Genomic DNA, 18,722 nt, shown 5'->3' with positions numbered 1-18,722 from the left:
GAGCAGGGGAGCAGGGGAGCGGAGGAGCGGGGGAGCAGGGGAGCAGGGGAGCGGAGGAGCGGGGGAGATATTACCAATTACAAATTACCAATTACCAATTAGCAATTACCAATTACCGATTACCAATTACCAATTACCGATTACCAATTACCAATTACCAATTACCAATTACCAATTACCAATTACCAATTACCCATCTTGGTTAGGCGTTCACCTGCGAATGACTGGTCAACTGCTGTGGGTACACCGAGACGATCCTTTGCAGAAACACACGAGAGTGCGGTTATTTTTTGCTGAGGGGCGAGAATTACGTTTTGTAGATCAGCGGACATTTGGTCAGATGTGGTGGGTTCCGCCGACAACTGAAGTGTCGAGTGCGATCGCAGGCCTGAAAAAACTAGGGCCCGAACCCTTTTCAGAAGAGTTTACAGTAGAATATTTAGCGGCAAAACTGCACCACCGATCGCGATCGGTAAAAACAGCTCTGCTAGATCAGGCACTGATTGCGGGTTTGGGGAATATTTACGCGGATGAAGCTTTGTTTTTGTCGGGAGTGCGATCGCAAACCTCTTGTTCAGATTTGACAAACGAACAAATTCAACGCCTGCACTCCGCCATCATTCAAGTCTTGGAAAACGCCCTGAATGCTGGTGGTACAACTTTTAGCAATTTTCTCAACGTTAACGGCGTTAACGGCAACTACGGGGGCATTGCTTGGGTGTACAATCGCGCAGGTCAACCTTGCCGCGTTTGCGGTACTCCGATTGAGCGACTAAAATTAGCGGGGCGATCGAGTCATTTTTGCCCTCAGTGTCAGAGGTGAGGATGGGGGAGATGGGGAGGATGGGGAGGATGGGGGAGATGGGGAGGATGGGTAATTAGCTATTAGCCATTAGCCATTAGCAATTACCAATTAGCAATTACCCATTAGCAATTACCAATTAGCAATTACCCATTACCCTGCTGTATCTCATGTAACTGAAAGCCGCTATAATCTGTAATAATATTTGTAAACCAGAGCGAGAGAGAGTTATGGCATTCAAAAAAGGTAGTCTTGTCCGCGCTATCAAAGAAAAATTGGAAAATAGTTTAGAAGCCAAAGCTAGCGATACGCGCTTTTCCTCCTACCTATTTGAAACAAAGGGCGAAGTAATGGAACTCCGGGGCGACTATGCCCTAGTCAAATTTGGTCGCGTACCAACGCCCAATATTTGGTTGCGGGTTGACCAAATCGAAGACTTTCAATAAATACCTGGGCAGATAGCAGTTTTCAATTGGATGAGGTACAACTTTTAATTACCAATTTGTTAACTGTTAGCAATTAGCAATTAGCAATTAGCAATTAGCAATTAGCAATTAGCAATTAGCAATTAGCAATTAGCAATTATCCTATTCTCATGCAATTGAAAACCGCTATATTAGAGTGCGTAATGCCTAAACTAGATCGAACAATAATCCTCAATATAGAATGAATTCTTCCCCTTTTTCCTTACCAACTTCTCCTTCAACTCGCGTATCCATCATTGGTGCGGGAAAAGTTGGCAGTACCACCGCCCAGCGAATCGCAGAGAAAAATATTGCGGATGTTGTATTGCTAGACATTGTAGAAGGTTGGCCCCAGGGAATTGCCCTAGATTTGATGCAAGCGCGGGGAATCGAAGGCCACGATCGCGAAATTATCGGTACGAATAATTATGATGATACTGCTGGTTCAGACATTGTAGTAGTTGCAGCGGGATTGCCTCGGAAACCGGGAATGAGCCGAGAGGACTTGATTAAAATTAATGCCTCAATTGTCACAGAAGCCGCAAAAGAGGCGATCGCGCGATCGCCTGAAGCAATTTTAATTGTAGTTACTAATCCCCTCGATATAATGACCTATTTAGCTTGGGAAAGTACGGGTTTGCCTGAAGGTCGAGTTATGGGGATGGCGGGGGTATTAGATTCCGCCAGATTTCAAACTTTTATCGCAATGGAATTAGGTGTTTCTATTAAAGATATTAAGGCTACAGTTTTAGGTTCTCATGGGGATTTAATGATACCTCTACCGCGATATTCTACTGTTAACGGCATTCCTATTACTGAGCTTATGGATGCTGTAACTATCGAGAGATTAGTGCAGAGAACTTGCAAAGGTGGAGCCGAGGTTGTGGGATTAATGAAGACAGGAAGTGCCTATTTTGCCCCGGCATCTTCTGTTTCTATAATGATAGAATCAATTTTATTTAATCAATCAAGAATTTTACCTTGTTGTGCTTCTTTGCAAGGAGCTTATGGCTTAAATGATATATTTTTGGGAGTTACTTGTCGATTGGGATGTCATGGGGTAGAAGAGGTTTTAGAACTTGAATTAACGGATATGGAACGGGTAGCTTTTATGGAATCTGCTGAGTTTATTCAGCGGAGTATTCAGGAAGCGAAGGCGATACTGAAGTAGTTATTAATTGAGTATGAACGAGGAAAGAAAAATACCCGATGCACAGACGAGAAAGCGTAATGTTGAGCGGTTGCGTGAAAGCAATAGACAGCTTGATATTTTCGGTGCGGCCTTAGATGAAGTGCTGGCAATGGCAGAACTTGAACTGTGCCGTCAACGCCGCAAGCGTCTGGAAACTAAATATCAGAAAATAGCTGAAAATGTGGGGGAATAAGTGCGATCGCAATTATGATGCCTCAGAATCAAGTACACAAGAAATCAAAAGGACTTGGGATATACTATGATTAAACAACCAAAAATACCAGACTTAGAAACGAGGCAGCAAAATGTTTCTAGGATGCGTGAAGCTTGCAAAATGCTTGATGCTGCGACTCTGAAATTGGATGAAGTAATCGCTATGTTGGAAGCGGATAATCGTCGCCAACGTCAGGAACGTTTGGATGGTAAATATCGGCGGGTGTAGTAAAATGTCAACTTGCAGGCTATTAATTTAAAGAGAATGGCATTCCTATCAGAAGAAACTCTTACAACTCTTTTTGGGCTACAACGGCGACTGGTGTTAATCCTCAATGAGGCCAGAGCTACAGAATATGCTATATTAGAGTTGTTTGGCGAAACTGAAGAGACAATCCCAGAATTAGATGAACTGCAAAATGTTACGGAACGCGCTAGAGATTCCTACACTCGTCTTTCCAGAATTTTGCTGTTGGTAGCCGATGCCCAACCAATCGCAGATGCTGCTATCGTAGAACTTATGGAGCGAGCCTTAGCACAGGCAGAAGCTAATGCTGATGCTTCTGAACCAAGCGTCCAAGAAATTAAAAGGAATTGGAATTTATGAATAAGCAACCTAAAATTCCCGATGCAGAGACTAGAGCAAGAAATGTGGAAAGTTTACGCGAAGTTTGTCGCGGTTTTGATGCCGTTAATCTGCTATTTGATGAAGTCATCGCGCAGCTAGAAAAACAAAATAGTCGCCAACGTCAGGAACGTTTGGATGGTAAGTATCGGCGGGTGGAAGAAAAAGTGACAGAATAAAGGTGGGATAAGTTAATTATCATCAAATCATCCCTTGCATCCCCATGTTCCAACGTATCTGGCAACAATTCCTCAAGCTATGGCGGCGAATTAAGCAAGTTTTCATCAAGTCTCCACCCCCACCGCCACCTCCGCCACCTCCACCGCCTTCCTCTAGTGAATGCGAACAGAAATTCATGGAATTACTGGAGGGTGTTGCGGGTGGCTGGAGTCGGGGCACAATTCAAGGGTTTTTCATTGGTACGAAGATTAAAGATGCTGATTGGGAAAAATGGCTGCAAGCATTTGGCGAGAGGTTGTTGGCTTCCCCGGAATTGAATTTAGAATTAGGTGGGCGGCTGTTGCTATTGGGTGAGGCGAATTGTGGGAAAATCAGTGAGATGGCTGGAAAGATTGGGCGGGAATTATTGGCAAGGGGAAATCAGGGGGGAGAGATAGCTGGGGAGGTGATAGGGAAAGAAAATGAAAACGAGATAATTCAGCCGATAATTCCTATAAATTTAATCAGCAGCACCCCAATAACGTTTACTAATGGAATAGGTGACTATTCTGTTGAAAAGCAACCTTTATTACTACCACAAACTTCTAATATAGAAATTAGTCAAGATATTGAAGAATTATTGAATAGGGCAGAAACGCTTTCTTTGATAGGAGATTTACCAGGATCTCTTGCCTGTTACGATCGCGTTATAGAAATTAAGTCTGACTTCTACTCAGCTTGGGAGAGTCGTGGCAAAGTGTTAGATAAATTAGGTCGCTATCAGGAAGCAACACAAAATCACTACAAAGCTATGGCCCTACAATCTGGCAAAATGGAGGTTTTGGTTAATTATTGGGTTGAACAAGGCAATACCCTGTATAATTTAAGGCGCTACGATGAGGCGATCGAGGCCTACGACAAAGCCTTAGAAATAGACTCCAACTACCAGGATGCCTGGTACGATAAGGGTTATACCCTGTATCAATTATGGCGCTACGATGAGGCGATCGCGGCTTACGACAAAGCCTTAGAAATAGACTCCAACTACCAGGATGCCTGGGACGGAAAGGGCTATGTCCTCGTAAATTCAGGGCGGAACATAGAGGCGATCGCGGCCTTCGACAAGACCTTAGAAATAGACTCCAACTACCAGAGTGCATGGACCGGAAAGGGCTATGCCCTGGTAAATTTAGGGCGGAACATAGAGGCGCTCACGGCCTTTGACAAGGCCTTAGAAATAGACTCCAACTACCGGCATGCCTGGAACGGAAAGGGCGATGCCCTGTATTATTTAGGGCGCTACATAGAGGCGATCGCGGCTTACGACAAAGCCTTAGAAATAGACTCCAACTACGAACAGGCCTGGAACGGAAAGGGCGATGCCCTCAAAAATTTAGGGCGCTATATAGAGGCGATCGCCGCCTGCGACAAAGCCTTAGAAATCACTAAAAATCAATACTGGCAAGCTTGGACAAATCGAGGCGGGGCATTTTTCAATTCCGGGCGCTACTTAGAAGCTATCCAAAATTGGGATGAAGGCTTAAAAAAATACGATCCAAGTAACCACGAATATCGCCTAGCTTGCGGCAGCTTGCATCAGCGAAAAGGCCAGGCACATTACAAATATGGCAAACAAACAACCACTTATTTTGAATATTTCCACAAAGCCAAAACCAGCTACGAACAAGCCTGCGAATACCTGAAATCACCTCTCATCCCAGAGACTTATCTTGAAGTCTTGCAAGACTTAATCTTTGTCTGCCGCAGTTTGGGAAATAGGAAAACTAACAAATATATTAACGAAGCTACTTACCTGCTAGAAAACTTAATTTTAGCCGATGATACTCCCCCCGAAAAGAAATTACAACTCACGCGCAAATTTGCCGTATTTTACCAGTTAGCCGTCGATAAATTAGTCGAATCTGGCGACAAAGTAAAAGCCCTAGAAACAGCAGAAAGGCAGAAAAATTTTTGCCTGAAATGGATGCAGCAAGGTTGGCAACAGCCTCCCGAAAGCCTAGACTTCAAACAGATGCAAGAGTTACTGAAAAATGACTCGCAAACTGCCATAATTTACTGGCATCTCAGCCCCGTTTCCCTCACCACCTTTATTATCAGACATGAGAGAGATATCCAAATTATTACCACATCCCTATATTCATTCTCATTCTTTAGCGGCCAAAGTCAGACTTTAGCAAAATGGCTGCAAAATTGGAAGAGTCAATATGAAAGTTACCGCAAAACTAAGGAAAAATCAGCCACTATCGGCAATCATCAATGGCAAGATAACCTAGAAACCAGTTTAGAGGAACTGCAAAAAATCCTCGACATTAAACGCATTTCCCAGGAATATCTCACAGGAATCACTCAACTAATTCTAATTCCCCATCGCGATTTGCACCTATTACCATTACACCATCTATTTAAGCAACCAGACTTGACCATCACCTACCTACCTAGCGCCCAAATCGGCATAAAATTGAGCGCCGCCAAAATAGCAGCCACCACACTATTAAGCGTCGAAAACCCGCGAGGCGATATGCTTTATGCTACCATTGAATCAGGAGTAATTAACCAAAAATACCAAGATAAAAAGCAGCATCTTAAAAGCCAAGCCGCCACTAGAGATAGCGTAACTAACGCCCTCAAAAAAAGCGCTGACATCTTCCATTTTACCGGACATGGCGCACACAATCTCAAACAGCCGCGAGAATCAGCTTTAGAATTAGCAAACAACGAATTACTCACCCTCGCAGACATCTTTGCCATAGATTTTAGTAGTTATTCCGTAATTTGCCTATCAGCTTGTGAAACAGGATTAACAAGCGCAGAAGACTTAATTGATGAATACGTCGGTTTAGCCAGTGGCTTTTTAGCCACTGGCGCTAACTATGTCGTCAGTACCCTGTGGAAAGTCAATGAAATTTCTGCTGCTTTGCTGATGATTCAATTTCACGAATACCTCAAGAATGACGCGCCGCCAGTGGCCTTGAAAAAAGCTCAAACTTGGCTTCGCACTGTCACCTATACGGATTTGATAAAATGGTATCAAGAGTTAATGAAACCTATGGAAAAAGATCGCCATTCAAATTGTTGGGGAATTTTGCGGAGCGCCGCTAACAATATTCCCCAAGAAGCTGCTACAATGGGTTTAGGAATGAGTCATACTCCCTATGCTCATCCCTATCATTGGGCAGGTTTCACGATTACGGGTAATGCTGCTATTAATGGGTAGGCGCGAAGTTAACTTAACATGAAATCGGCGGTTAGAAACCGCATCTACACAAACAAAACCTGCCTTAGTCCGCGTAGGCGGACTTCGCCTGTATAGCCGCGAATTCTATTCGCCAAGGCTTTCTTACCAATTTATCACCCAATTTATTACTATGGAACAAAGCGATATTCTCACACTCCAAGCTTTTTTGATGACTCTTTCTGAGTTAGACTCCCTCGGCGATATCCAAGCTGAAATTCAGAAACTTAGTCCTCTAGTTAAGCAAAGTTTTTCTCACGCAATGGAACAACTCAGGAAAATTATTTACCAGCATGATTTTCTGGAAACCCCATATCAATTGCATCACGATAACTTACAGGGATTCTATCAAGCAAAACCCCGCGATAAATGTATTTTCCCCCTGGATGAAAGCCAAAAACAGCCGACAATGGAAAGTAAGGAAATAGAGAATTATTCCTTACCAACGCAATCACTAGAAGTATTTGTCACAATACTTGAATCCCATGATTCAGTAGCCACAACCAAAAATGTCAGACAAAGCATCTCTCACGAAATTAATACGGAAATAAATGCCGCCACACAGTATGATGTAAATTATGTTTGGGTACAGATGTTTTGCTAATGAATGAATTAAAATATCCTCACCTATTCCTATTTACCTATAACTGGAAAGATCGACTCAACAGCCAGCAAGTTTCCAGCAACGAAAAAGGTTATATTCCCTTCTCAGACATTGCTGGTAACTTACCTATTCAGGGTTTTTCTAAAAGCTTTTCCTTAACAGATGTAGAAGCTAACTTATTTGGTTGCGCCGCTGCTGATTCCGAGTCTCAAAATTCTCAATCACTTAGCTGTTTTCAAGACTTTAAGGAGAAAATAAACTCCAAATTTAAGCCTACAGCTAATCTGCATAAAACTTGGATGCTGTTGGGATATTTGCCAGAAAATATAGATCCCAAAGATGCTAAAATTGTAGCTAAGAATGCCTATGAATCATTTTTGCCCTCAAAAAAATGGTCAGAACCCCAAGCTGGTAAATTCATGGGAGGAATAACATTTGAAATTTGGGATTCTGCCCAAAATTGGCAAAACTTAGCAGCAGAGGAAAACAGCCGCATTGCGATCATCATTTTTCGTGATAAAATCACACTGGAGAAAATTTCCTACTTCTATGAAGATTGGGTAAATTTATTTTATTATCGCAATAAAATCCTCTGGGCTTATAGCAATAACTTACAAACGAAAGCTAAACTAGACTTATCAGCTAACTTTTTCCCCACCGCCAGTAACTTGCCTGTTAGCCAATCTTTATCACTTCATCATACCACAGATCGCAACTTAGAAAACTTAAAAAAAGATTTAAGTAAAAATCTATTAATTTTATCTAAGTTTACTGCTAATCTCGCATATTTTGAATCTCAACATCAGACAATTCAAACTAATTTACACAATTATAAAGAACGATTAAACGAGATTGAGACAAAAGCCAGAAAAGAAGGAGAGGGACTACCTACTCAACTAGATTGTCTAAGTTTTTTCAGTGAAATTGCCCAAAATAAATATCAGGCACAAATTGACAAAGAAATCGCTAGTATTACGTCTAGCGTGAAAGTATGGGAAACATGGATAGATACCCTGCGGGCGATGGTGGAAAGTCAACAAATTGAAAGCGATCGCGATTTAGAATTAGAAATTGCTAGAATTGGGGTTGGGCTCGGTGCCGCCTCAGTCGTTGCTTCTCTTGCCGATCCCTTAGTCGAAGTAATTACACCCTTTCCCGCTAAAAAAATAGAGAATGGTAAAGAAATTTTAATACCCGCTAATGCTGTATTCAATTTTGGATTAGCGTTACTACTTAGCGCTGTTATAGGGATAGCTTGCGGATATGCTGGCGGTAAGTTGTGGTCGTGGATGCGATCGCGTACTAAATAGCCACTATCAGCTATAATTTTAACATTAAAACACTCATCAAAATCAACCATTATGACTGCCATCCAAGAGCCAGCCATTAAAACCACACCCTTTGATGATTTAATCGCTGAGTTCAATAAAATCAGAACTCTCTACACAGTAGAAGAACCCCTAGAAACCTTTAAAATAATCATCGATCAAGAAGTAATGGTAAGCTTAATTTTAGAAGCTCATTCTAAAATTAGAGAGCTATTTCCTAGCGAAAGATTAGCCTTAGAACTAACAACAGATCCAGAAATTGCCGGCTGGCGATCGCTCTGGATTATTATTTACACAAAATTTGAAGCTGATGAAGCCTTTGATAAGTTAAAAAAACTCGATCGTGCTTGGTGGCTAGAGGCTGGTATGGTGCTTTCTAAGAATTTGTTAAACATCGATATAGGATGGGAGTCAGATGAGATTTAATTGGTCTGAATATTTTAATTTAGCACAAGAGTTGGCAGCAATTTCTAGCACCAACAGTGCAGCCAACCAAGAAGCAAAATTGCGTTCAGCCGTGAGTAGAGCTTACTACGCGGTGTTTTGCCTAGCACGAAATTACTTACGGGACGTTGAACAAGACCCAAGATTATCTAGCAATAAAACTTATGATATCAACGATCATCAATATGTAGCGGAAGAATTTATTTTCAATCAATTAAAATCTCAGAAAATAACAGAGATAGGCAGAGATTTAACTAGATTAAGAAAAATGAGGAATAAAGCTGATTACGAAGATACTATATTCAACTTACAAACCGAGGTAAAAAAGGCTTTAAACCTTGCTCAAAATATTATGAAAACCTTAACTGAATTAAATCAAAAAACTGAATTATAATCTAAAATATAGACAACCACCCCAAGGGACAATTTTTGTCCAGGTACTTACAATCGCCAGGGGTAAAAACCCCCGGCTAACTTCTTCCTAACTCTTACCATTCCCAGCAGCAGTCGCCAAAACCCGCTTTACCAAAGGTTCCGGCACTTCCTGCAAATGGTCAAACTCCCAACTAAAAAACCCAACCCCCATCGTCTGCGATCGCAACTCTACAATCAAATCCTGCATCTGCGCCACCGGCAAATAAGCCGAAACCCGATCCCATCCCTTCCAGTCAGACTTCGCTTCATAACCCAAAATTTGACCGCGACGGCCGCTTACCAACTGCAACAGCTTAGAGGTAAACTCACTGGGAGCAACAATCTCCACAGATGCGACTGGTTCCAACAAAGCGGAATCGCACTTCGCCATCCCCTCCTGCATCGCCAAACGCGCCGCCTGCTTAAACGCCTGTTCCGAACTGTCCACCGAATGGTAAGATCCATTCGTCAGCGTCACCTCCACATCCACCACCGGGAAACCCAAGGGGCCATGTACCAAATACTCTCGCACCCCAGTCTCAACCCCCGGTATATATTGTTTCGGTACAGCACCACCCACAATCGTTTCATTGAAATTAAAACCCTCCCCACGCGGTAGCGGTTTAATGTCCAAATATACATCGCCAAACTGGCCATGACCCCCACTTTGGTGCTTGTAACGCCCGTGTACAGAGGCCGCCGACTTGCGAATCGTCTCCTTATAAGGTACTTGTGGTAAGTGAGTTACCATCGGCAAATTATACTTCCGCCGCAGCCGATCCAGGGCAACTTTGAGATGAATCTCACCTTGTCCCCAAAGTATAATTTCGTGAGTATCCCCGTGCTGCTCCCACACCAGAGAGCAATCTTCCTCCATCAACTTCGCCAAAGCAGCGCTCATCTTGACTTCATCGTTGCGCTTTTCTGGCGCGATCGCCAACGCATACACTGGCGACAACCGCTCAGCCTTCGGCAATTCTACCCGCTGACTGCCCAACGCGATCGCCTCCCCAGCTTTCACCCCTTCCAACCGTCCCAAAGCCACAATCTCACCCGCACCCGCCGCCGTCAAAGGCTGCGTTTGCAACCCCATCAACCGATACAAACCACCAACCCGCACCCCGTTCAAAACCGTCCCATCATTTAGCGTCCCTTGCCAAATTCGCACTAGCGATAACTTACCGCCCTGGGGTGTATAATATATTTTCAGCACTTGAGCCAAAGGCGCGTTCGCACCTTGCGTCAATCCCCGCCGCTGGGCCGTCATTTCCGGTACCGGAGCTTCCCGCAGCAAGGCTTGTAGCAACGGCCGCACCCCAAAATCTTGCTCTGCAACGCCAATAAACACCGGCACAATCAAATCCGCCCCCAATTCCATCTTTAAATCTTGGGTAATTTCTTCAGCATCGGGGTTAATTTCTTCTAGCAATTCTTCCAGTAAATGGTCGTCAAAATTCGCCAATTCCTCCAGCATTTCCTGCCGTGCAGCGTACTCTTGCTCCTTAAGTTCTACCGGCATTGGCACGGGGTCAGCGGGTGCGCCGGGATGGTAATGATAAGCTTGTTCTGTGACTAAATCTATAAAGCCAACGATCGCTTCACCTTTTGCGATCGGATATTGATGCGGAATCACGGGGCGGCTAGAAACCGATTTTAAGGCATTGAGTACCTCTGTAAAATTAGAGCCGCAGCTAGTCTCATCTGTACAAGTCCGATCCATTTTATTGATGAAAACTAAATGCGGAATTTCCCAGTCATCCAGAAATTTAAACAGCGGAGCTAGGGTGAGAATACGTTGGCTGACTCCTTCACAAACAATTACAGCCGCATCCACTCCCATCAGCGCATTCAGCGTTTCTTGAGCAAATTCTATCGATCCCGGACAGTCAAGAAATGTGAAGCGCACGCCTTCGTATTCTGCGCTGGCGGCGTTGACTTCTACGCTCATTTTGCGATCGCGCGCCTCAGCAGAACTGTCCCCAACTGTATTACCATCCTTAACACTACCTTTACGGGAAATTGCCCCCATCACCGACAGCAAACTTTCTAGTAGCGTGGTTTTGCCGCTGAGATAGGGGCCAACTATGGCAACGTTCCGAGCGGTAGAAATGACTTTTTCGTTCATATTCCCTCCAACCGAAAATAGTTTAAAATTGCTCTTTTTGAAATGATTTAGAGCATGACGATCTAGACTTTAACTAGGAAAACCTGTTTTCAAGTCCAGATACATTAAAGTTATGGATATCGCGCAATACTTTGAGAATAGCGTAGTTTTAGTAACTAAAATAAAAATTGTATTTTCTCTTAAGATCGCATTAAATAAATCTTGACAAGCATTAAAGCTTATTAATTATTGCTAACTTATGTAAATTTGCTCCCGATTCCTGATGTTGTCAAACTCACCTGGATATAAGGAGCAAGAGCCATCCTTTTCGAGTTCAAGCAGGCTGGTCAACCACTTTGCTAACTCACTGGGGGCCAGGAATCGGGTTTTAACTTCGCTCAACCAGCAGTTTTTTAGGAAGAGACCAGGACTTACGCAGGGAGTTCCAGAAACAGGGTTTTTGAGATCGTCTGTGGGTAAGAATGAAGTATTTTCGTCAAAAAACCCGGTTTATGAGGTTGGGTGCGTAAGTCCTAGTATCTTCGTCGCCACCTGCATATTCAGTAAAAAACCCGATTTCTTAGGTCGAAGTGTGTAAGTGCTAAATAATTAAAATTCAAGCCATGCCAGAGAATTCTACCCAACAATTAAATGCAATCGTTAAAGACTTAGACAGTCTAATTACAGAAATAGAAAATAATCCTCGCTTATCTACTTGGGTAGTGCGGCAGGTACTGAAGTCAATTAAAGACAAAGCGGAGAAAATGGCGGTAGAGTCATCAGACAAACAAGATTATCCTAAAGCATCGTAGTTGCTCAGTCGCATTTAGATTTTCCGAGCGCGATCGCTCTAAAATATAAAATCTAAATTCGATAGGTACACAATGATTCAATATCGAGTAGGAAATGATTTGGATGTAGATGAGGTAATCGACCTATATCGAGCCTCAACTCTCGGTGAAAGAAGACCAATTGACGATCGCGATCGCATCCAGCAGATGATTGCTAATTCTAATTTGATCGTTACCGCTTGGGATGGCGAATTGCTAGTCGGCATCTCCAGAGCTATGTCGGATTTTAGTTACGTCACCTACTTGTCAGATTTAGCAGTAAGAAAATCCCATCAAAAATCAGGAATTGGCAAAGAATTAATCCGCAGAACCCAAATAGAATCTGGCGAACAAGCTCACTTAGTATTACTGGCGGCCCCAGCCGCTACCGAATATTATCCCCACATCGGTTTTACCCACCATCCCCAGGCTTGGCTGCTGGAAGCAGGAGAAAAACTGCGGTAATGGCTGGAACCTTCACCGCCAACCCCATTTATCAAAAAAATGGGGCTAGATTTTTGTTGCCCCGAAGAAGTAGGGAGAGACGCGATCGCGCTACAGTCGAGTAACAACGTACTGCACTAACCAAATAGCGCTACGATTTCAACTGTAAGGGTAAGGAAAAGCGAATCAGTTCGGACATAATTATTAATGTTCCAGAACATTCGCCCCTTAAACGCGATCGCGTTTAAATAGAGAAGACATTTCCAAACCCCAACCCCATCCCTTCTAATTTTGTTGAATCAAGGAGCAAAACTTATGTTACCTAACCGAGAAGGACAGAGAGTACCTTCTGTGACTTTCCACACTCGCACAGATAACGAATGGGTGAAAGTCACAACTGATGAATTATTTTCAGGTAAAACAGTAATTGTTTTTTCATTACCTGGTGCTTTTACACCTACCTGTTCATCAACTCACGTTCCTGGCTACAACCAATTAGCTAAGACCTTTAAAGAAAATGGTGTCGATGACATCATTTGTATTTCTGTGAACGATACTTTCGTGATGAATGAATGGGCAAAAGCTCAAGAATCAACTAATATTACCATGATTCCTGACGGCAACGGGGAATTTACCGAAGGTATGGGATTGCTAGTTGATAAAGTCGATTTAGGTTTCGGTAAACGCTCTTGGCGCTATTCGATGTTAGTCAAAGATGGCACGATCGAGAAAATGTTTATCGAGCCGGAAGAACCAGGCGATCCGTTTAAAGTTTCGGATGCTGAGACGATGCTCAATTACATTAATCCGCAAGCTGTAAAACCCAAAGTGGTTTCCTTATTTACAAAACCAGGTTGTCCATTCTGCGCTCGTGCCAAAGCAATCTTACAAGAGCAAGGTTTAGACTACGAAGAAATTGTCTTGGGTAAGGATGCTACGACACGCTCTTTGCTAGCAATGACTGGAGCAGCAACAGTACCTCAAGTGTTTATAGATGGCAAATTAATCGGTGGTTCCGAAGAGCTAGCTACTTATTTTGGTGTATCCTAAGAGGACTAAAAAACTAATGAATTTTCCTTAGTCCTCTTAAGAGGACTTAATCTTTGAGACGGGGGTTTTAACCCCTGTCGAACTCACGTAAGTAAATGGACAAAAATAAACAATGTCATTGCGAACGGAGCGAAGCAATTTCAAGGCATTGCGATTGCTTCGCTTCGCTCGCAATGACTGACTACGTTTATTTATGTCCGACTACTTATTATGAAATTAAGCAGTAGGATTATCCCCCTGATTCCGTTGATTTAATAGAATATCAAGCATCCGCGCTGTCTCAATTCTTAAACCCTCAATATTGGCCTGTTGCCGATCCATTCTCTCAAATAACTGCTGCCGTTCTTCTCTGGCCTCTGCTGCCACATTTGCTAAAGCTTGAATCACACGAGCATTACTATCTGCGATATTAGCCGTGACTTCTAATTTAGCGCCTAAAGCATCCATGCGAATATCGAAAGCATTCATGCGATCGCCAATACTTTCTACTGTATTAGCTAAACGATCTAAGCGATCGTCATCCCACCGTTCTACCCTCATAGATTTTTCTCCTAAATATCATATTTATTAGTCTAACTTAAATAATCATTTCTGCTGAATCTGGCGCGGCGATCGCCCTTCCTTCCCCAAAGCGCGATCCCTGCCAATATAATGCTATAATCCTATAAAACTAATCAACAGCCTAAACTCTCTCTTGCTTATAATAAAAACGTACTCAATTACAACTTAAATTCCTTGAATGTCTTATGACAATGCCTGCAAATATCTCTCGGAAAAATACCCAGCAGAATTTGCCACCTGGATATTAGGACAAACCCCCACATCCGTTGAAATCCTAAAAACCGAATTAGCAATTGAACCCATCCGAGCCGATTATCTCACCTTTTTACGCACCCAAGAACGAATTCTCCACTTAGAATTCGAGGTCAACGTAGCTGGCGAAACACCCCTACCCCTAAGAATGTTAGACTACTGGGTAAGACTTTATCGGCGATATCGAGTGCCCATCACACAAGCACTCGTTATCCTCAAAGAAACCTCTGCTGCTAATCGGTTAAAAGACCAATTTCGTGTAGAAAACACGAGGCATCGCTATCAAATCATCCGAATGTGGCAGCAAGACCCAGAACCATTATTACACAATCCCGCTCTCTTGCCGTTAGCGGCTCTGTGCCAGACAGACACCCCAGAACGTTTGCTCAGTCAAGTTGGTGAAGAATTAGCTAAAATTGAGCCATCAGCAGAACGGGGTCAGATTGCAGTCTGTAGCGAAATCTTAGCAGGTTTGCGCTTTGAAAAAAGCTTAATCAAACAATTGTTTCGGGAGGACATTATGCGCGAGTCAGTCATTTATCAGGAGATCATTCAACAAGGAGTAGAAAAAGGACAAAAACAAGCCTTGAAAACTTCTATTTTCGATGCCTTAGAAGTGAGGTTTAACTCTGTGCCACCAGAGGTAAACCCAAAACTTGAGGGTGAGGGGTTAACGCCTGAAAATTTGCGGGCGTTGCTTCGCCAAGCTTGGACTTGTACGACTCTAGATGAGTTTATCAGCCAGCTTTAATTCTGTTGTATGTATCGTGCGATCGCCCTTCCTTCCCCAAAGCGCGATCGCTGTTGTTTTTGGTCGTAAGTTCATATTAATTCCTTTTATCAATAGGACTTTCGCACCCAACCTCATAAACCGGGTTTTTTTACGAAAATATTTCGTTGTTACCCACAGATTCTCTCAAAAACCCGGTTTCTGGGACTCCCTGCGTAAGTGCTAATATTTTGACTTACCAACCGTCAACACCGCTACTAAAAATCGTTCCATCCGGCATAATTGCCCCCATAAAATTCACATCACTAAAATTAACCGCCTCTAAATTCGCCCCCAGTAAATTAGCCCCACTTAAATCGGCACCACTCAAATTAGCCTCTTTCAAAATAGCACCAACTAACTGCCCATTCCTCAACTGAGCATCACTTAAATCCGCCCGACTTAAATCAGCATGATTCAATTGTACATCATTTAAAATCGCCCCTAGTAACTTCGCCTTCCTTAAACTAGCACCACTCAAATCAGCATCACTCAAATTAGCAATTACTAACCTTACACCATCTAACTTAGCATTCCTTAAATCAGCCTCCTGAAGATTAGCACCAATTAAATTCGCATTCTGCAAATTTACCCCCACTAACTCCACACCAGCTAAATTTATCCCTTGAAAATTCCGATCGCCATCAGCATATCGCCTCAATATTTCCCCCGTATCTGTAACACTTATCTCTCGCTTTGGCTTGCGCTTAAAAGTAAAAGTAAAAGTATCCCCACTCTCCATCACTCGCCACATTTCCTCATACATCGGATAAGCACCGATACCACTCAATCGCAGCCAACCTTTAGCCCTTGTTAAAGCTACAAATAACTGATTTCTTAAACTCAAATTACTCTCATCTTTAGCCACATGATCAAAGCCAACAACATACACCATATCAGCCTCATTACCCTTAGCACGGTGAATGCGAGAAACTGTCACCCCCCCTTCACACCAAAAGCGATTTGGATCGCGACTTTCTTTATCTGGCTTCAAAATATTGCACTCAGGTGTACTGGGAATATAGACATCAATTCCTCGTTCCATCAAGAAACTAGCAACATAACTTTCTAGTTCCATTGCTTCAAAATTAGAGCCTAAAACTATTACCAAAATTTCCCGCGAAGGTCGAAGGCCATCTACTTTTAAAGTATAGAGAATATTATCGGCAAGCGCTGTCAATTCTTCCACGCGAGAATGATAAGCCTGAAACTCTAAAACTGGACTTCCCCACAACTTAGGGACTAGATTTGGAGAATTTTCAGAAGGACGGTAAAGAGTGATTTTTTGACCATTGGTAAACTTACCAAGAGATAACTTATAGGGGTTAAGTGGGGTGGGAGCGGGTTTTGATAATTTGTCGATGGGTGGCAAAGATTCAGGCGAACCCGCCCCTACAAAATCTGTACTAATCGCTGAGAATGTTGCTATATCTGTGGAAATAACTGAAGATTTCTCGGTTAAATTGTCCCCTATTACTTGATACCCAATTGCTTCCCAATCTTCAATGCGAGTAATGCCAGTTAGCATTCCCTCCCACCGTAACAAACCCATCCCTATACCATGAGCTGCTGTCAGAATTGGGCCGGGAGTGCGATAGCATTTGTGCATAACTTCAGTCTTTTTAATTCCGCCGCTATACTGGCCACTGACCAAATGTCCTAAATCGTCGCCAAATAACTCGCTAGCAGTGGGAATGTTCAGACTTTCTAGACTTTGTGCTTCATCATAAGCCCAAATTAAACGCCGTAAATCTCGACCGCCAAGGCTTCCTTCTTCCGGGGAGAAAGAGGAAGAATTCGCAGGTCGTAAAGCTTGGTATGCCATCCAATAAAAAGGCTGTTTCCCCTCATATTTTAATTCATCATTTACAATCAAATCTTGACCTTCATCAATCAAAATGGCATCAAATATTTGAGGGATTTTAGCTGATTTCAATAAATGGGTGCAAACATAGGCTAAAGCTTCATTGGGTTGCTGAAATTCAGTATCGTTAACGCTCAAAGACCAGATTCCTGATGCTCGGCAAAGAGTGCTGTAGAGTCCCGGTTGATTTTTTGCACCCCAAGCATGGAAGGCTTGTAACTTTGTATTGTTTTGGTTATATCCGATTTCACCATAACTAAATCGACGCAAATATTTATCCAGTATTCCGATAATTGTTTCGTATAAACTGCGGGAGAAAAATACTAAAGCAATATCCCAATCTGGATGCTTTAAGTGCATAATTGCCGCTTTTTGACAAAGTAAAACTGTTTTGCCTGAGCCAGCAATTCCTCTAATTCTTTGTGGCCCTGGGGGGATTTCTTTGCCGATGTGTTCTTGCTGTAAATCTAGTGTTAATAACTGATTTTGTAATTTGGCTAAAACTTCTGCGCGAGGGATATAATTTAAGCCTGTCTCAGATTCTTGAATCAGGGGAGATAAAGATAGTGGATTGTGAATTAGAGAATTTTCTGCTCCTCCAGATGCTCTCGTTTTTCCTAAATAAAATTTTCGAGGTGGGGGACGGAACATGGGCGTGCCGCTGATGACAGCTTGCAATAGTTTCCACTGTTCGTTACTAAGTTGAGTTCCCTTCTTAACTGGAGCGACTTGCTCAATTATCTCAATTAGCGATTGTTTTGCAGGGGAACAAATATCCATTTCCCTAGTCTCTACTTCCCAATCCCTAGTTCCCAGTCCCAAATCGCTTTCGAGATTGTCTTTAAAAATGATGGGCGGACAACTCGGAAGTTTGTTAAACTCTTTTTCGTGCCACTGCTGCTGATTAATTAGGGGCAAAGCAACGATCGCTCTCCCGCTGACACGATCGCGCAGAGCCATTTCGCGATCGCAGTACCCAAGAATCGCAAATAATTGATTTTCAGCTTGCTGATAAGGGTTGCCGCTAGTAGTGTAAAAATTTTGGAATTCCCATTTGTGACCATTAATCGCTACAATTTGGTCAATTACGATCGACTTAACCTCGATAATAGTTAAGCCCAGTTTCAAATCGGCAATCAGAATATCAGGCTCTTTGCGAAACTCGCCTACCTTAGAAAAAATAGGATAGCGCCAGTAGGCAATGCAGTCGCGATCGGCAAAGGCAAGGCGGACGGCATCCCAAACTTTTTGTTCAGCCGTTTCTCCACTTTTCCCCAGGGGCTCAGTGGTAATAAACTTTCTGCATTCTACTTCCTTACCAACCGCCACTGTTCTATATCGTTTCACGCT

19 protein-coding genes are annotated in these 18,722 nt (G+C 42.9%); 16 read left to right on the top strand and 3 right to left on the bottom strand.

Annotated features, from left to right (window positions below):
• The 12 genes from OSCIL6407_RS30365 to OSCIL6407_RS0106685 all read left to right on the top strand — a co-directional run.
• Nucleotides 1-823, top strand: an 823-nt coding sequence (locus tag OSCIL6407_RS30365; RefSeq protein ID WP_019487042.1) for a DNA-formamidopyrimidine glycosylase, incomplete at its 5' end; no start/stop codon positions are given.
• A 209-nt stretch (nt 824-1,032) separates the two neighbouring features.
• Entirely contained in the window at nt 1,033-1,248 is a 216-nt protein-coding gene (gene ndhO, locus OSCIL6407_RS0106735) for an NAD(P)H-quinone oxidoreductase subunit O (RefSeq protein ID WP_007355525.1), read from the top strand.
• Between the two features lie 220 nt (nt 1,249-1,468).
• Nucleotides 1,469-2,437 carry a malate dehydrogenase gene (mdh, locus tag OSCIL6407_RS0106730; RefSeq protein ID WP_007355526.1) on the top strand — a complete coding sequence of 323 codons (969 nt, stop codon included), beginning with the start codon at nt 1,469-1,471 and terminating at the stop codon, nt 2,435-2,437.
• A 13-nt stretch (nt 2,438-2,450) separates the two neighbouring features.
• Entirely contained in the window at nt 2,451-2,651 is a 201-nt protein-coding gene (locus OSCIL6407_RS0106725; RefSeq protein ID WP_007355527.1) for a hypothetical protein, read from the top strand.
• Nucleotides 2,652-2,717: 66 nt separating this feature from the next.
• On the top strand, nt 2,718-2,900 hold the full coding sequence (locus OSCIL6407_RS0106720) for a hypothetical protein (RefSeq protein WP_007355528.1): 183 nt from the start codon (nt 2,718-2,720) through the stop codon (nt 2,898-2,900).
• Nucleotides 2,901-2,936: 36 nt separating this feature from the next.
• Entirely contained in the window at nt 2,937-3,278 is a 342-nt protein-coding gene (locus OSCIL6407_RS0106715) for a hypothetical protein (protein WP_007355529.1), read from the top strand.
• On the top strand, nt 3,275-3,475 hold the full coding sequence (locus OSCIL6407_RS0106710) for a hypothetical protein (protein ID WP_007355530.1): 201 nt from the start codon (nt 3,275-3,277) through the stop codon (nt 3,473-3,475). The genes OSCIL6407_RS0106715 and OSCIL6407_RS0106710 overlap by 4 nt, the downstream gene beginning before the upstream one ends.
• 44 nt (nt 3,476-3,519) lie before the next feature.
• The gene (locus tag OSCIL6407_RS0106705; protein WP_234708751.1) at nt 3,520-6,690 is read left to right on the top strand and encodes a CHAT domain-containing protein; all 3,171 of its coding nucleotides are present in this window, start codon (nt 3,520-3,522) and stop codon (nt 6,688-6,690) included.
• Between the two features lie 151 nt (nt 6,691-6,841).
• Nucleotides 6,842-7,312, top strand: coding sequence for a hypothetical protein (locus OSCIL6407_RS0106700; protein WP_007355532.1), 471 nt, complete (start codon nt 6,842-6,844; stop codon nt 7,310-7,312).
• Nucleotides 7,312-8,622 carry a hypothetical protein gene (locus tag OSCIL6407_RS0106695; RefSeq protein WP_007355533.1) on the top strand — a complete coding sequence of 437 codons (1,311 nt, stop codon included), beginning with the start codon at nt 7,312-7,314 and terminating at the stop codon, nt 8,620-8,622. The genes OSCIL6407_RS0106700 and OSCIL6407_RS0106695 overlap by 1 nt, the downstream gene beginning before the upstream one ends.
• Nucleotides 8,623-8,673: 51 nt before the next feature.
• On the top strand, nt 8,674-9,066 hold the full coding sequence (locus tag OSCIL6407_RS0106690) for a hypothetical protein (protein WP_007355534.1): 393 nt from the start codon (nt 8,674-8,676) through the stop codon (nt 9,064-9,066).
• Complete coding sequence (locus OSCIL6407_RS0106685; protein WP_007355535.1) at nt 9,056-9,478, top strand: HEPN domain-containing protein; 423 nt, start codon at nt 9,056-9,058, stop codon at nt 9,476-9,478. The genes OSCIL6407_RS0106690 and OSCIL6407_RS0106685 overlap by 11 nt, the downstream gene beginning before the upstream one ends.
• Before the next feature lie 87 nt (nt 9,479-9,565).
• Here OSCIL6407_RS0106685 and OSCIL6407_RS0106680 read toward each other — a convergent pair whose 3' ends face one another.
• A complete protein-coding gene (locus OSCIL6407_RS0106680; protein ID WP_007355536.1) occupies nt 9,566-11,623 on the bottom strand; it encodes an elongation factor G in 2,058 nt (685 codons plus the stop codon).
• Between the two features lie 602 nt (nt 11,624-12,225).
• On the opposite strand from OSCIL6407_RS0106680, the gene OSCIL6407_RS0106675 reads away from it, so the two are divergent.
• The 3 genes from OSCIL6407_RS0106675 to OSCIL6407_RS0106665 all read left to right on the top strand — a co-directional run bounded on the left by OSCIL6407_RS0106675 (nt 12,226) and on the right by OSCIL6407_RS0106665 (nt 13,926).
• Nucleotides 12,226-12,414 (top strand): hypothetical protein, encoded by a 189-nt coding sequence (locus OSCIL6407_RS0106675; protein WP_007355537.1) that lies wholly within the window; start codon nt 12,226-12,228, stop codon nt 12,412-12,414.
• Nucleotides 12,415-12,486: 72 nt separating this feature from the next.
• Nucleotides 12,487-12,897, top strand: a complete 411-nt coding sequence (locus OSCIL6407_RS0106670; protein ID WP_007355538.1) for a GNAT family N-acetyltransferase — start codon at nt 12,487-12,489, stop codon at nt 12,895-12,897.
• A 294-nt stretch (nt 12,898-13,191) separates the two neighbouring features.
• A complete protein-coding gene (locus OSCIL6407_RS0106665) occupies nt 13,192-13,926 on the top strand; it encodes a glutathione peroxidase (RefSeq protein WP_007355539.1) in 735 nt (244 codons plus the stop codon).
• 216 nt (nt 13,927-14,142) lie between these two features.
• Here the strand turns inward: OSCIL6407_RS0106665 and OSCIL6407_RS0106660 are convergent, their stop codons facing one another.
• Nucleotides 14,143-14,466 carry a hypothetical protein gene (locus tag OSCIL6407_RS0106660; protein ID WP_007355540.1) on the bottom strand — a complete coding sequence of 108 codons (324 nt, stop codon included), beginning with the start codon at nt 14,464-14,466 and terminating at the stop codon, nt 14,143-14,145.
• A gap of 199 nt (nt 14,467-14,665) precedes the next feature.
• Between OSCIL6407_RS0106660 and OSCIL6407_RS0106655 the strand changes: the two genes are divergently transcribed.
• Nucleotides 14,666-15,490 carry an RpnC/YadD family protein gene (locus tag OSCIL6407_RS0106655; RefSeq protein ID WP_007355541.1) on the top strand — a complete coding sequence of 275 codons (825 nt, stop codon included), beginning with the start codon at nt 14,666-14,668 and terminating at the stop codon, nt 15,488-15,490.
• 214 nt (nt 15,491-15,704) lie between these two features.
• On the opposite strand, the gene OSCIL6407_RS0106650 is transcribed toward OSCIL6407_RS0106655, so the two are convergent.
• A complete protein-coding gene (locus OSCIL6407_RS0106650) occupies nt 15,705-18,701 on the bottom strand; it encodes a pentapeptide repeat-containing protein (RefSeq protein ID WP_007355542.1) in 2,997 nt (998 codons plus the stop codon).
• Nucleotides 18,702-18,722 lie beyond the last annotated feature (21 nt).

Source organism: Kamptonema formosum PCC 6407 (assembly GCF_000332155.1).
In the GTDB taxonomy this organism is placed as follows: domain Bacteria; phylum Cyanobacteriota; class Cyanobacteriia; order Cyanobacteriales; family Microcoleaceae; genus Kamptonema; species Kamptonema formosum.
The sequence above is the reverse complement of the archived record's forward strand: the minus strand, read 5'-3'. Positions and strand labels throughout refer to the sequence as shown.